Annotated in this window: 13 protein-coding genes; 4 read left to right on the forward strand and 9 right to left on the reverse strand. The window is 43.5% G+C overall.

Annotated features, from left to right (window positions below):
• Nucleotides 1-8 precede the first annotated feature (8 nt).
• The 7 genes from FTT86_RS09030 to rpiA form a co-directional block, all read right to left on the reverse strand.
• A complete protein-coding gene (locus FTT86_RS09030) occupies nt 9-362 on the reverse strand; it encodes a YnfA family protein (protein ID WP_180087303.1) in 354 nt (117 codons plus the stop codon).
• Nucleotides 363-457: 95 nt separating this feature from the next.
• A complete protein-coding gene (clpA, locus tag FTT86_RS09035; RefSeq protein ID WP_180087302.1) occupies nt 458-2,734 on the reverse strand; it encodes an ATP-dependent Clp protease ATP-binding subunit ClpA in 2,277 nt (758 codons plus the stop codon).
• Nucleotides 2,735-2,743: 9 nt separating this feature from the next.
• Complete coding sequence (gene clpS, locus FTT86_RS09040) at nt 2,744-3,157, reverse strand: ATP-dependent Clp protease adapter ClpS (protein WP_004279780.1); 414 nt, start codon at nt 3,155-3,157, stop codon at nt 2,744-2,746.
• Between the two features lie 18 nt (nt 3,158-3,175).
• Nucleotides 3,176-3,925, reverse strand: coding sequence for a DUF6776 family protein (locus FTT86_RS09045; protein ID WP_004279781.1), 750 nt, complete (start codon nt 3,923-3,925; stop codon nt 3,176-3,178).
• A 77-nt stretch (nt 3,926-4,002) separates the two neighbouring features.
• A complete protein-coding gene (gene argC, locus FTT86_RS09050; protein WP_171057010.1) occupies nt 4,003-5,058 on the reverse strand; it encodes an N-acetyl-gamma-glutamyl-phosphate reductase in 1,056 nt (351 codons plus the stop codon).
• Nucleotides 5,059-5,241: 183 nt separating this feature from the next.
• Entirely contained in the window at nt 5,242-5,922 is a 681-nt protein-coding gene (locus tag FTT86_RS09055; RefSeq protein ID WP_180038697.1) for a M48 family metallopeptidase, read from the reverse strand.
• 168 nt (nt 5,923-6,090) lie between these two features.
• Nucleotides 6,091-6,762 (reverse strand): ribose-5-phosphate isomerase RpiA, encoded by a 672-nt coding sequence (gene rpiA / locus FTT86_RS09060; RefSeq protein ID WP_004279784.1) that lies wholly within the window; start codon nt 6,760-6,762, stop codon nt 6,091-6,093.
• A 104-nt stretch (nt 6,763-6,866) separates the two neighbouring features.
• On the opposite strand from rpiA, the gene ilvA reads away from it, so the two are divergent.
• The 4 genes from ilvA to FTT86_RS09080 all read left to right on the forward strand — a co-directional run bounded on the left by ilvA (nt 6,867) and on the right by FTT86_RS09080 (nt 11,127).
• Nucleotides 6,867-8,405 carry a threonine ammonia-lyase, biosynthetic gene (ilvA, locus tag FTT86_RS09065; RefSeq protein WP_004646781.1) on the forward strand — a complete coding sequence of 513 codons (1,539 nt, stop codon included), beginning with the start codon at nt 6,867-6,869 and terminating at the stop codon, nt 8,403-8,405.
• A gap of 151 nt (nt 8,406-8,556) precedes the next feature.
• Nucleotides 8,557-9,024 (forward strand): hypothetical protein, encoded by a 468-nt coding sequence (locus tag FTT86_RS09070; RefSeq protein WP_180181059.1) that lies wholly within the window; start codon nt 8,557-8,559, stop codon nt 9,022-9,024.
• Nucleotides 9,025-9,133: 109 nt separating this feature from the next.
• Nucleotides 9,134-9,790, forward strand: a complete 657-nt coding sequence (locus FTT86_RS09075) for a TrkA family potassium uptake protein (protein WP_005246545.1) — start codon at nt 9,134-9,136, stop codon at nt 9,788-9,790.
• Nucleotides 9,787-11,127: a TrkH family potassium uptake protein gene (locus FTT86_RS09080; protein WP_180181060.1), complete on the forward strand. Its 1,341-nt coding sequence runs from the start codon at nt 9,787-9,789 to the stop codon at nt 11,125-11,127. The genes FTT86_RS09075 and FTT86_RS09080 overlap by 4 nt, the downstream gene beginning before the upstream one ends.
• Before the next feature lie 69 nt (nt 11,128-11,196).
• On the opposite strand, the gene FTT86_RS09085 is transcribed toward FTT86_RS09080, so the two are convergent.
• Together FTT86_RS09085 and FTT86_RS09090 are read right to left on the reverse strand one after the other, a co-directional pair.
• Nucleotides 11,197-12,336, reverse strand: a complete 1,140-nt coding sequence (locus FTT86_RS09085; RefSeq protein WP_180181061.1) for a phospholipase A — start codon at nt 12,334-12,336, stop codon at nt 11,197-11,199.
• Between the two features lie 21 nt (nt 12,337-12,357).
• Nucleotides 12,358-15,297 (reverse strand): insulinase family protein, encoded by a 2,940-nt coding sequence (locus FTT86_RS09090; protein ID WP_180181062.1) that lies wholly within the window; start codon nt 15,295-15,297, stop codon nt 12,358-12,360.
• Nucleotides 15,298-15,440: the final 143 nt, after the last annotated feature.

Below are 15,440 nucleotides of genomic sequence, written 5' to 3' on the forward strand. Positions count from 1 at the left end.
ATATCTTGCTAACGCACCAAGCCTTGCGGCTGCAAAATAATAATCAACGCGCCCAGTATTACCACCATGCCACCAAGTAGATCCCAACGCGATAGAGTCACTTGATCAACGAAGCGCAACCACATTAGCGCTGAAAAAATATAGATACCGCCATAAGCGGCATAGATTCGTCCTGAAGCAGCTGGATGCAAGGTTAACAGCCAGACAAAAGCCGCTAAAGCCAGAGCTGTCGGAATCCATAACCAGTGGCTTCTCCCCTGATTTAAAATCAGGTAAGGAAAATAACAGCCTAAAATTTCCATCAATGCCGTGACTAAAAACAGTAAAAATGTCGTGAACAGCTTGCTAACTTGAATTTCCATAATTTATTTATTGAACTATTTGAAGGAATTTAATGATTTAAAACATGAACACATGAAAAAACCCGTGCAAGCACGGGTTTAATCCTTTTCGTTCATTAGGCGGGTTCAGCAGTCTGGTCTTCAAAGACTTCAAGTTTTAAGCCGACAGCTTTACCATTTTCTTTCTTAACAGACACTGCAACATTACCGCCATTTTCAGCCAGTTCGCCAAACAGGATCATTTCAGCCAGCGGTTTTTTCAGGTGTTCCTGAATCAGACGCTGCATTGGACGTGCACCCATCAAACGGTCATAGCCATGTTCAGACATCCATTCACGTGCGCTCTGATCCACTTCGAGCATGACTTTTTTATCATCCAGTTGTGCCTGGAGTTCTGTCAGGAATTTATCTACAACATTTTCAATAATGCTGCTTGGTAATGCCTTGAACTGGATCACGCCATCAAGACGGTTACGGAATTCTGGCGAGAAGGCTTTCTTCATCGCTTCCTGATTATCGTTACTATTGTCTTGTTCCATGAAACCGATGCTAGTACGAGAAATACTCTCAGCACCAATATTGGTAGTCAGTACCAAGACCACGTTACGGAAGTCAGATTTACGTCCATTATTATCAGTCAATGAACCATGGTCCATGATCTGCAATAACAGGTTAAATACATCTGGATGCGCTTTTTCGATCTCGTCTAGCAACAGCACACAATGCGGATTTTTGTGAATCGCATCGGTGAGCAAGCCACCCTGATCAAAACCGACATAGCCCGGAGGTGCACCGATCAAACGTGACACTGCATGACGTTCCATGTATTCCGACATATCAAAACGAACCAGTTCCACACCCATCTGTTTCGCGAGCTGCTTGGTCACTTCGGTTTTACCAACACCTGTAGGACCCGCAAAGACAAAACTACCTACAGGCTTATCTGGAGACTTCAAACCGGCACGTGACAGTTTAATTGCAGAAGCCAAGGCCTCAATCGCTTCATCCTGACCAAAGACCACACGTTTTAAATCACGCTCAAGATTTTCCAGCACACTCTTGTCATCTTTAGAGACAGTTTTCGGAGGAATACGCGCAATTTTAGAAACGATGTCTTCAATATTTTCTACGGTGATTAAACTGTCATCTTGTTCTGCTTTGAGACGGCGCTGAGCACCGGCTTCATCAATGACATCAATCGCCTTATCTGGCAAGAAACGGTCGTTGATAAATTTCGCAGAAAGTTCTACCGCAGACACTAAGGCTTGATCTTCATATTCCACATGATGGAAATCTTCAAACTTCGATTTCAGACCACGTAGGATATCAATAGTTTCAGAAATAGATGGCTCATTCACATCAATTTTCTGGAAACGACGCGATAAAGCATGATCTTTCTCAAAGACCTGACGGTATTCCTGGAATGTGGTTGACCCGATGCAGCGTAAAGAACCATTTGCCAGCGCCGGTTTGATCAGATTCGATGCATCCATGGTACTGCCCATACTCGAGCCTGCACCAATAATCATGTGAATTTCATCAATAAACAGCACTGCTTCAGGTTTCTTTTTCAACGCATTTAAAAGCTGTTTCAAGCGTTTTTCAAAGTCGCCACGGTATTTGGTTCCTGCCACCAAAGCACCAATGTCCAGACTGAAAATTTCAGCATTTTCCAGTGGTTTTGGCGCTTTACCATTGACAATTAACCAAGCCAGCCCTTCAGCAATCGAGGTTTTACCGACACCTGGATCACCGACAAGGAGTGGGTTATTTTTACGACGGCGGCAAAGAATTTGCGCGGCACGCTCGATTTCTTTTTCACGACCAATCAGTGGATCGGTCTTACCTTTTTGTGCTTCAACATTCAGGTTAGTGGTATAAAGTTCAAGTGGACCTGAACTTGCTGAAGATGCTGATTCGCCATCTAGATCTTCGATTTCTTCTTCAGACTGTACATCTTCTTTACGGGTACCATGAGACAGGTACTGAGTCAGGGTCAGACGGTTAATTTGATGACGTTTCAGCAGATAGACTGCAAATGAGTCACGCTCAGAATACATGGCAACCAGAATATCAGCACCTTCTACAGTACGATCGCCGCCGCTTGACTGCACGTGAAAAATCGCGCGTTGCAAGATCCGGTCGAAGCTTTCTGTCGGGTGTGGTGCCTGATCACTATTTTCACTAAGTTTAGGGGTATGTTGTTCTACGTACTCTTCTAATTCCTTACGCAACACGATGATGTCCGCACCACATGCTTTGAGAGCATTCACGGCTGAATCATTGTCGAGCAAGGCTAACAATAAATGTTCTACGGTCAGGAACTCATGTCTCTTTTGACGAGCCATGCTGACAGCCAAACGTAGTGATACTTCTAATTGACGACTGAGCATGTAACCCCCTTAATCTTTAGGCTCTATTTGGCAAAGTAACGGATGACCTTGTGATCGAGCATAATTATTGACTTGGTTCGCTTTGGTCTCCGCAATGTCTCGAGGATAAACCCCAGCTACACCCTTTCCTTCATAATGTACAGTTAGCATTACTTGTGTAGCTTGGTCAAGATTCATTGCAAAGTATTGTTGTAAAATTTCAATTACAAACTCCATCGGCGTATAGTCGTCATTTAATAAAACAACCGCATACAACGGTGGACGTTTCAGTTCTGGCGGTGCAGTCTGTACAGCTAGGTCAGAATCACCGTCTTCAGAGGGTTCATTTGCTAAACGTGGGCTGATATGCCAATCAACGATTCCAGACTCATTAAAAGAATTTTTAATATCACTTAAACACATTTGACGTTTATTGCTTGGCATAAGATTTATATTTCACACTTAATTTGCATTTGCTTCGGTTTTCGGAATTTCTGACAAGGTGGCAGACTGATTTTCGACTGCTTTGCCCTGTTCCCAACTAAAACGACGAATCACAGGCTTGGCACCAGTAAGACGCACTTCAATAAATTCTGGTTTAAAGCCTTTCGGCATGGTCCAGCGGCCAGTGAGTCGCTCATAATTTTCAAAATTAAAGTTTTTATCTTCCAGTGGTACCACCAGAATTTCAGTCCCTTTAATCAGGCGCAGTTCCACACTACCTGAAGCACGACTTTTGCCTGGACTGACCTGAACCAGATCAATCTGGTATTCAAAGGCATTTTCGGGTAATGGTTTAATCGACAGGTTTTGAACCGCCAATGCCAAACCACCACGCTGACGCAAAATTTCGCGATAAATGGTTCCCACACTTTCGGCCTGCACCTGTTCATCACGTGCCTTGGTCATGGCCAGATACAGATCATTGGCATTGCTGACCGCCAGATCACGCTCCTGAACCGCAGTATTCAGCGTCTTGTTCAGTGTTTCCAGACTGGCTTTCTGAGTCTGTACCACATCGACCAGTTGCTCTGCATCCGCATCATAACCCGCCGCAGTCAAACCCTGACGATGTCCTACGGTATATCCGAGTACGCCACTGCTTAAGATCAATACAGCCGCACCAATGGCTAAGGGGGTATTGCCTTTCATGAATGGTTTCTTAGTACCGGGTTCCTGAGGAAGCGTCGTATTTGACTCGTTATTCGGCATTTTGATCTCTTGTTTGCTTTAATCAAGACACACATTTAAATGCAAATCTAAATGTGTGTGAAGTTCTAATACGTTTTTTATGGTAATAAACCAATATTATTTAAGCCAGCGTCTTCAGCAAAACCAAACATCAGGTTCATGTTTTGTACAGCCTGACCTGCTGCCCCTTTTACCAGATTGTCTTGTGCAACCAGTACAACCAGTTTCGTTGGTTGTGGCTTATACAAGGCAATACGCAACTGATTCGCTCCACGCACTGAACGGGTTTCGGGTGAGCTACCCGCCGGCATAACATCGACAAATGCTTCATTGGCATAGAACTGCTCATATAGCGCTTGTAAATCTGCTGATTGGCCTGCTTCAGTTAAATCGATATAGATGGTCGACAACATACCACGAATCATCGGCACCAAATGCGGTACAAATAAAATATGATCAAACACATTTTTTTGACCTGAAATTTTTTCCAATGCTTCGACAATTTCAGGGTGATGACGATGACCCGCTACACCATAGGCCTTAAAATTATCGGAATTTTCAGAATAAATCATGCCCAGACTGGCTTTACGACCTGCACCTGATACACCAGATTTGGCATCGATAATAATGCTTTCAGGTTTCACCAATGCTTCAGCCGCTTTTAAGACTGGCGCCAGACCCAACTGAACTGTAGTTGGATAACACCCCGGATTCCCGATCACACTGGCCTTTTTAATTTCTTCACGATTTAGCTCAGATAAACCATAAACAGAATCTTTTAACAGTTCTGGACATGCATGTTGCATGCCATACCATTTTTCAAACTGTTCAAGATCTTGTAAACGAAAATCTGCCGCTAAGTCGATCACTTTGGTATTTGCAGCAACCAGCTCTTCGGCATGTTTCATTGCGACACCATGCGGCGTTGCAAAGAACACCACATCGCATGATTTTAATAAACCCAGACTCAAATCAGAAAATTTAAGATTGGTATGCCCGCGCAAGCTTGGGAACATGTCATCTACACGACGACCTGCTTCAGTACGTGATGTCAGTGCTGTTACATTTACATCTGGATGTCGTAGCAAAAGACGCAAAAGTTCAACGCCTGTATAACCCGTACCACCCACAATACCCACTGAAATCACGATGATTACCTCAAATAAATGTTTCCTTTATAAGGCCTAGTATGACAGGAAGTTGAGGTTTTCTAAACCATTTCACTGGGGTTTGCTGGTTTTTTAATTGATCAGTAGGATAAGGCCGGTTTAGAGGATTAAATGCATAGATTGCTTAGGCTATTTTAATAGAGTTATATGGACTTATTAATTATGCTTTTAGGCACCCCACCAATATGGCAACGGCGTATTTTTCAGCGTTATACGATGCTGCTGGAAATGCTGATCATGCTTGGCAACTTCTGCCCAAAACCGTGGACTATGATCAAAATGCTTTGTATGTACCAGTTCATGGACAGCGACATAACGCGCGACTTGTTCAGGAAATAATACCAGCGCGCTGTTCAACATAATGTCATGTTTGGCAGAACAACTGCCCCATCGGGTTTTGGGATGTCTAATGTTGCAGTTTTTAAAAGGCAAATGACATTGCTGTGAGACGAGATTTAAATATGAAGGAAGCTGTTCTTTTGCGTAGGCAATCACGAAAGTTTTTAAATATTCTTCAGGATGTCGGTCACTGATCCGAAGCTGTAAATTTTCATCATTAAAAATAAAGTTGTTTTTCTGGCTGTGATAAGAAATTTTTACTGCTGCTTTTAGATTGAATAACCGCAGCTCACTCGGTAGCGTCCGGTCAATATTTTCGATTTTTTCCTGCTGGGATTGCCAGGTTTTAATCAGCCAGCTTTCAGATTGTTCAATAAAATGCTGTATCTGTTTTTTGCTGCAAAAAACCGGTGCTGTAAGGCGAATCTGTGTTGCATCGACACGCAAACGTAACCGTGTTGAACGGACATTTCGGGTGATTTGAATTTCGGGTAGGTCGGATAAGGTCATTTTTTATATTTAATCATTTTTTTAATCCTCCCCCTTGCGTAGCAGTGCTACTCACCTTTATTAAGGAGGGAGAAAAGCTCCTCTTAAAAAATCTAAAATGAGGCTTTTCTTGCACAAAAGTTAAAGCAGTACTTTAACTTCTGTTCAGGATTTGGGGAGATTTTAAAATTAAACCGCTGTACGCTCTTCAATTCCGTTATCCGTCGCGACAATTGCGATATCTGCTTTGTTGATCGCAAAGATACCGTTACACACCACGCCCGGAATATCGTTTAAGGTTTTTTCCAGTTCAAGCGCATTCAGAATATTGAGGTTATATACATCTAAAATCACGTTACCGTTGTCAGTTACCACACCTTCACGATAAGCAGGATCGCCACCTAAAGATACGATTTTACGCGCAACCGCAGAACGCGCCATTGGAATCACTTCTACAGGAAGCGGAAACTCACGACCCAATTGTCCAACCCATTTTGAATCATCCACGATACACACAAATTTTTTCGCAATAGAGGCAACAATTTTTTCACGTGTCAATGCTGCGCCGCCACCTTTGATCATATGCATATGACGATCAATTTCGTCTGCACCATCAACATAAGCATCCAGACCACTGACAGAGTTCATATCCACCACTTCAATGCCGAGCTTTTTCAAACGCTGTGCAGTTGCTTCTGAACTGGCTACCGCAGCTTCCAATTGCAGCTCAGGTAATAAGTCAATTAAAAAGTTTACAGTACTGCCTGTACCTACGCCTAAAATGCCCCCTTTTGGCAAGTGTTTTAAAGCGGCTTTGGCTGCTGCTTGTTTTTTCTCATCTTGGGTTGCATATAGACTCATGGCTTCACTCAACTATTTTGGACTTTTGCAGCTTTTTTAAACCGCAAAGCCGTGTGGTTTGTTACAATAAGCCCCTATTTTAAACTGTTAGATGGAAAATTAACATGCTGTCTCGTTTGGTTCGACAAATTTTACAAGCAACGGTCTACGATGTTGCAATCGAAACTCCACTCGAAGCAGCGCCACGAATTAGCGAACGACTCAATAATAACATCCGCTTTAAACGTGAAGATTTACAACCGGTTTTTTCATTCAAACTACGCGGTGCCTATAACCGTATTAGTCAACTACCGAAATCACAAATGGAACGTGGCGTTATTACTGCTTCAGCGGGCAACCATGCACAGGGCGTGGCACTCTCAGGGAAAAAGCTGGGTATTCGCGCGATTATTGTGATGCCTAAAACCACACCTGATATCAAGGTACAGGCGGTTAAACGTCTGGGTGGCGAAGTGGTTTTGCATGGTGATTCATTTGATGTTGCCAATAAATATGCGATTCAACGTGCCCAGGAAGATGGGATGACTTTCATTCCGCCTTATGATGATGAACTGGTGATTGCTGGCCAAGGCACCATTGCCAATGAAATTCTTCGCCAATGGCGCGATGTGGATTACGTGTTTGTCGCAGTTGGCGGTGGTGGCCTGATCGCAGGTGTTGCAGCGTATTTAGGTGATGTCGCACCCCACGTTAAAGTCATTCCAGTGGAATACGACGAATCTGCCTGTTTAAAAGCTGCTTTAGAAGCAAATGAACGTGTGATTCTCCCATCTGTGGGCTTGTTTGCTGATGGTACAGCTGTAGCCCAAATTGGTGAAAAACCATTTGATGTGATTCGTCTGCAAAAATCGGACAATTCTGGCCCAATCGTGGAACCGAATGTGGTGCTGGTGAATACGGATGAAGTCTGTGCAGCGATTAAAGACACTTATGACGAATGCCGTAGCATTGTAGAACCATCTGGTGCAATGGCTCTGGCAGGTATTAAAAAATACGTGGCTGAACATGGCATCGAAGGGAAGAACATGGTGTCGATTGTCTGCGGCGCCAACATGAACTTCGACCGTTTACGTTATATCGCTGAACGTACCGAACTGGGTGAACGCAAAGAAGCGATTTTTGCCGTGACCATTCCAGAACAGAAAGGTTCATTCCTGAGCTTCTGTCGTGCTTTGCAAGGTCGTAATATTACTGAATTCAACTATCGTGCCAGCGATGCTTCTGCGGCACAGGTCTTTGTTGGGATCAGCTTAAAGAACGGCGAGAAAGAACGTCAAGAAATTTATGAAACTTTAAAATTCCAATATGACGTCGATGACCTGTCTGATGATGAAGTGGCCAAACTACATATTCGTTATCTGATTGGTGGTCATGCCGATATTGAAAATGAACGTTTGTTCCGCGTGGAATTTCCGGAGCGTCCTGGTGCTTTACTGATGTTCCTGGAACGTCTGGGCCCAACACATAACATTACCCTGTTCCACTACCGTAACCACGGCGCTGCTGAAGGACGTGTTCTGGTAGGTCTTGAAGCGACCGATGCACAACAAAATCCGGACGGCTTGATCGAAACTCTCGAAACCATTACCTATCCATATCAGGAAATTACCAATAATCTGGGTTATCAACGTTTCTTGAAGTAATTCTTTCAAACATGAACCGCCTTTCGAGGCGGTTTTTTTAGGATAATATTCTATCCAGATTTAAAAGTGCATCATCAATGAAAACACCAATTATCCATTAATTTCCAATCTTGTTACAATCAAAATAATTACAAAAACAGAATCTTAAGATATGAATATCACTTTTATTATTATTTTGCTCACCACTTTATTTATCTATTTATACGGCTATCCAGCATACAAATTAAATCAAGAAGAAGATCGTATTCGAACAAGTATGAAAAATATTCCCAGTAATGTAACCGCAAATAACCTCAGCAACATCGCTGGTGTAGAGGCACATTCAGAAATACTCAACCACTATCCCAAATTCGTTGTTTATATTTCTCTAGATCATTATAAAGAAGTGAAATTAGATCCTAAAATTTCAGCTTTTGTAAAAAGCTTTTCTTGTGCCTCAATCGATAATTTAAAAACTTATCCTCAACTCAAACGCCAAGCCACACTCAATATCATGAAAGATGATCATCATGAATTCGAATACATCATCCAAAACAGCTATGGAACCTTATATACACATCGTCAGGTTATGTCTGACTGTCCAAATTTTCAATCTGTACTTCAGATGAAAGAAGCGTAAATACTTCAAAGATTTGTACTATTTTTACTTAAAAACTATAGCTGAGGAATCACCTTCTCATTACCATAGCGGATATAACGTATGACATAAAGATAACGAAGGACAATCCATGGCATTATTTGCAGTCATCGGGCTTGGCAGTTTCGGTGCGACCGTGGCCACACAGCTCATCAGCCTGAAGCATGAAGTGATCGGAATCGATCTGAATAAAAAATATGTCGAAAACATTTCTGATCAGCTGACCCATGCCGTGATTGCCGATGCAACCGATGAACATGTACTCGATGAGCTGAACATTCAGCGCTGTGATGCCGTTGTCGTTGCGATTGGAGAGGATATTGAGGCCAGTATTCTATGTGTATTGCACTTAAAAAATATGGGCGTAAAGAAAATCTGGGTGAAGGCCAAATCCAAATCCCACCACATGATTCTGACCCATCTCAATGTTGAAAAAATCATTCATCCTGAAGAAGATATGGGCGTTCGGGTGGCCCAGTCATTAAGCTATCCGATGGTCAGTCGTTATATGGCGCTTGAGGATGATCATTATATTGTCAAAATTGAAATTCATGCAGATCATCATGGTACGCCACTGAATCAGTTGATGAAGCATGCTCCTGAAATCACTACCTTATTACATAAACGCGGATCTACATTGCAATATCACGTAGATGCCAATCAGATTCTTCAGGAAGGCGATATTTTACTGGTTGAAGGATTGCTGGAACCTTTGCGCCGTCTTGCTAAATATTTTAAACATCTATGAAAAGTTCTGATTTAAAGCAACACAGGACGGTCAACCTCAGTCCTCCGAGCTTACTGGCTTTGGGTTTTCTTGGATTAATTCTGATCGGTTCGCTGCTGCTGATGCTGCCTATTGCCCATCATGGAGAAATCAGCTGGCTGGAAGCCATTTTTACAGCAACTTCTGCTGTGACTATTACAGGGCTATCGGTGGTGAATGTCGGTGAAGCCTATACCGTATTTGGTCAAATCGTGATTATGTTTTTGTTGCAATGCGGCGGCTTGGGTTTTATGACCTTTGCCATTCTGGCAGTGATGAGTCTGGCACCGCAACTGGGGCTAAAACAACAAGTCATGGCACAGGAGTCGATCGGACAAACCAGTCTGAAAAAAGTCAGTTTTACCATTAAAGCCGTTTTTTTATATTCCCTGTTCTTTGAAGCGATCGGTACGCTGATTCTGACCCTGTCCTGGCTCAAAGAATACCAGTTTAGCGATGCACTATTTTATGCGGCTTTTTATAGCGTCTCCGCTTTTAATAATGGTGGATTTTCGCTTTTTCCAAACAGTCTGATGAGTTTTTCAGGACAGTATCTGATTACATTTACCATTAGTATGCTGTATATCATTGGCGGTATCGGTTTCTTGGTGCTGATGGATGTCAAGGAACGTAAACGCTGGCGTAAGTTGAGTACCAACAGCAAGCTAATCCTCTCAACGATTCTGGGTCTGAACCTAAGTGCTTTTATCGTACTTTGGCTATTGGAGGCTTCCAATCCACAGACCTTAGGTCTCATGAGTTTGGGCGATCAGGCCGTGAATGCCTGGTTCCATGCCACCGTTCCCCGCTCTTCAGGTTTTCATAGCTTGCCAATGGAACAAATGAGTGATGCATCCACTCTAGTTACCATATTTCTAATGTTTATTGGTGGAGGTTCCTTAAGTACAGCGGGCGGCATTAAGGTCGGTACGTTTATTATTGTGGTCATCAGCGTAATCAGTTTTTTAAGACGCGAAGATGAGATCCGGCTGTTTAATCACTCTATTCCTGAAAAAACTACGTTTAAAGCATTGGCCGTCGTGTGTATTACTGCAGCGTTGATCATGATGGGTTTTATGAGCTTATTAATCCTGGAACCTGAGCAGGATTTTCTGGATCTGTTGTTTGAAGCCGTGTCTGCGGCCTGTACCGTCGGTTTGTCCCGAGGGGTAACTGAGGAGCTACAACCTGCCAGTTTGATCATTCTGATGCTGTTAATGTTCGCAGGGCGTCTAGGGCCACTGACGCTTGCTTATTTTATTGCGACTCCCAAAAAGAGTCGTCTCAAACATCCGCCTTCAGAAATCCAGATTGGTTAATCTACCTAGAAAAAACCATGCATCGGCATGGTTTTTTATTTTCATTATAAGGTCATGAAACTTGGAATCTTAGAACCAGTTCATCAATGAGACACCTAAACCGACATACGTGGCACGGTGATTATAATCAATCAGACTTTCTCCGTAGCCATCAAATAGCTGGAATTGGCCACGCAAACGCCCACTGATCGGGAATGACCAGTCGAACTGTACGGCTCCACGGTTGTCATCTCCACCTTTTAAGGTATGTCGCAGCATCAATGAAAAATCATGCTCCTTATAACGATAAAATGCGGTCATGTCTCCACGGCCAATATAGTTTTTGATTTCTGGATTGTTATCATCTTCTCGCTTCTCTTCAAAGCGATACCAAGGACGAACCATCAAGGCAAAATTGTCTTTTTCAAAACCGAGATTCAGCATCACTCGGTTCCAGCTACGTGATAACGGATCAGAACGGCCATTGGACTGATGATTGATGGTCAGTCCCAACATACGCCAATTCAGACCCAAAAGATCATAATTGGTACGGAAAATCAAACTGGCTTCGGGTTCATAGTTGGTCTCACGAAACGGACGTGACTCTTCCGAGTTATATACCTGCCAGCGTGAAGACTGGGTATAACCCAGCCAGAGATCCCCGTTATCACCCAGAATATTTTCAACCGCCTTGGTTTTTAAAGATAACTGGAATTTCCCTTCAATCGAGGTCAAATTCTGGTCTTCTTTAACCGTGTTATTTGGGTTTTCGCTTTGCGGAAACTCGTTTTTCTTTGAAGTCCAGAATCCTGGCATCAGATAAATCGGCTGATAGGAACGGATATTCCAGGTACCCAGTTTACTTTCCTGAGAGAGCTCCCATCGGCTATCCAGCAAAGACAGATTCGGCGTCAACTTTGATCCTTCAGAAGCATAAATATTGGAAACAGTTTGACCAATTTTCGCTTTTAAATTATCGGGTTCAGGCGCAATTTCTGCTGCTGCACGACGTTCAGAAACGATTGCAGGCTTCTCAGTGACCGGAATTTTAAATAAAGCATCATAGCAAGCCAGACGCTCTGCACTACTTTCCAGTGCGGCACAGGCTTCGGCCGTTGCCGGCATGGGGCTGTTAACTACTATTTCTTCCGCATTCACTTGCGTCCCAACTGCACAGCCCAGCAAAACGCTCAGCTGCAGAGTTGAGCGCTTAAACGAATTAAGCGCCATCCCTTATCCTCTTCTTTTTATTTATAGAACTTGTTGAATTACAAAACCAAGCTGCTCCAGCATTTCACGTTTTGCCACTGGTGCCACAACTGCTTTCGTCGCCTGCTGCTCGACCAGATAGGTCTGTGCAACACGCTGCAAATCATCCAGTGTGACATTCAATAAACGTTCACGTAATTTTTTACGGAACGCTGGTGTACGTTGATGCAAGTAAGAATAACATGCAGTAATGGCTTCGCCTGCCGGTGAACCCGGTTTATCCATGCTGGCAATCAGACCCAGAATGGCTTCTTCCAGTTGATGCGGCTGTTGTGGTGCATTGAGTAACCACTGGATACTGGCATCAAAATCCTGGAAAGTTTCTGCCAGACGTGGGTCACGGTAGCTGTAGAAACGGAATGAACAAGCATTGCCGTCATAGCTGGCACCACCACCATAGGCACCGCCTTTTTCACGGATGGCGCTGTGCAGGAAGCCATTACGCAAATATCCAGCCAGCACCATCAATGCAGCAGCATCAGGATGTGAAACTTCAACAGCTGGATAAGCAGCCGCACAGAACTGGACATTGGCTTGAATCAACCAAGCCTCATGCTGATCATGGGTTACTTTTTCGACTTGAGTTAATGAAACTGGTGCAGAATCAACTTCAAGTTTATCCCAGACATTCTGAATTTCTTCGATCAGATGCTCAGATTGCGGCTCTTCACAGACTAACAGGAACTGCTTCGGTGCTTGCAACAAGACACGATGAATTCGTTTTAACTCGTCAATCAGCAGATCATATTCAGCCGGATCTTTTTCGATCTTAGACACCAGCTCGATCAGCCAGTTCAATGCACCCAAACCGGTATTATGATAATCACGCAAAGCCAATGCACTATGCTGACGTGAGGCCGTTTGCATTGCATAGCTATGTCCAGAACCAGAAATACGTGACTGCCAGCGCGTTTTACGCTGTTGTAACAGCTCGATAATACGGTCTTTTTCATCAAAACGAAGCTGTTCAAAACCAATCTTTAACAGACGGATCGCATCGAGATGATTCACCAAAGATTTGGTCGTTAGCGTCAACCAGGCAGTAATCTTGTTTTTGTCATCGACTTTAGAACGCAAAGATGCGCCCATGCCCAGACCGCCACTTACCGCTGTTTGCAGTTGCTGGAACTCAAGATAATCATATTCACCCGCACCCACCTCACCCATCAGGATTGAAAGCAGGTTAAAGTAAGGCGACTGCACCACTTCATCCGGAATATTAACCAGAACCTGTTGGTAATAAATACCATTAGTACCGGCATGATACAGGTTCAACGGCGTATCAACACGGTTACAGATAATCTCGCGTAACTGACCTTGCACAATCTGTAATTCCGCAGGAACATCTTCCAGACCGACTTTCGGCAATAAGTTCAAGTCATCCGGCGTGTCCTGACGAATATTCAATGCTTCAGTCTGGGCAATAATTTCTGCTTTCTGCTCTTCAGTCAGATTCTTGCCAATTTCAGCCAAACGCGCTTTTTCATCTGCTGCTTCTTTGGCAGATTTAGTCGCATCCGGAACCAGTGTCAATTGGACACGATGCGGATTATCCAGCAAATGCTCTTTGATCAGATTGGAAAGCCACATTGGATCTTGCAGTTCTTCCTTAACTGCGGCAATCGCAGAGTCCACATCCCAAACTTCGACCGGATCACGGTGATGAATTGCGCTGCCCAAACCGCTCAGAATCAGGCTCAGACCATACGGCGTACCATCACCATTGATTTCACGCTGATGCAATTCAATTTGATGCAGAATCGCATCGACCATGTTCTGATCAACCGGTTTAGACGCAACCTCTTCCAGAACCTTAAACACACCATTTTTAAATTCTTCTGCATGTTCAGGATTTGAACCCTGTACCGCACAGTAGAAAGTCATTTCAAAATTAGAATCATCCACGCCCATGAATGGACCTGTTGCATCAGCATAACCACACGTTTCCAGATAATGACGCAGTGGTGATGCTGAATCTTCTAACAAGATACCTTCAACTAAACGCATACCTAAACGCAGTTTAATGTCACTGGCTTCCGGTAATAACCATGACAGCACATGATAGGTCTTGTCCTGTAGATCTTCGGCATCGACCGCATAGCTGTCTGTAACCGTCAATGGTGCAGTCAGGCGGGTTTCAGGTGTTGGATACAGCGTCTGACTTTTTTCAAATTTAGACAATGCCAGATGTTCAAACTGCTCTTGCAATTCGAATGCGGTCTTATTGCCAAAGGTCATGAAGACTGCATTACTTGGATGATAATGTGACTTATAGAAATCAACCAACTCTTGGTAAGTCAGGTCAGGAATATCTTTAGGATCACCGCCCGAATTATAGTGATAAGTCGTATTCGGGAATAAATGATGCGCCAGCGTGTGATACAGCTGATCTGAAGGCGAACTCATCGCCCCTTTCATTTCATTAAAGACCACACCTTTATAGACAGGCTCGCCATTTTCCAGCTCAATACGAATACCTTCCTGGGCAAAATCCAGTGGATTCAGGTTCGCAGCGAATGCGGCATCCATATACACTTCAAGCAGGTTCTGGAAGTCTTTGCTGTTTTGGGTCGCAAATGGATACGCAGTCCAGTCCGCCGCAGTAAAGGCATTCATAAAGGTGTTCAGTGAACGGCGAATCATCAGGAAGAATGGATCACGCACTGGGAATTTTTCTGAACCACACAACGCAGTATGTTCCAGAATATGTGCTTCGCCTTTAGAATCCATCGGCTGGGTACGAAACGCCACCAGAAAGACATTTTCGTCGTGATTGGTCGCCAGATGATAATGCGTGGCGCCAGTCACTTTATGTTTATATTCAGACACGAAAATGTCTAAAGCTTCAACATGTTGTTGACGTACCAACTGAAACGCAGGATGTACAGTTTGAGAAATGGTTTCAGTGACATCTACAGTCATGCGATCTCCTAATGCTTTAATTAAAATAACTAAGCGCATTATAGCTTTAGTTATCTGAATTATTCACGTTGAAAACCGAGGATTTTGATCGAATTAAGTAAACTTGATCATTTGAAAATTAAATCATCAAATTTACTTCCTGC

Origin of the sequence: Acinetobacter sp. YH01021, from assembly GCF_013420255.1 — a bacterium.
In the GTDB taxonomy this organism is placed as follows: Bacteria; Pseudomonadota; Gammaproteobacteria; order Pseudomonadales; family Moraxellaceae; genus Acinetobacter.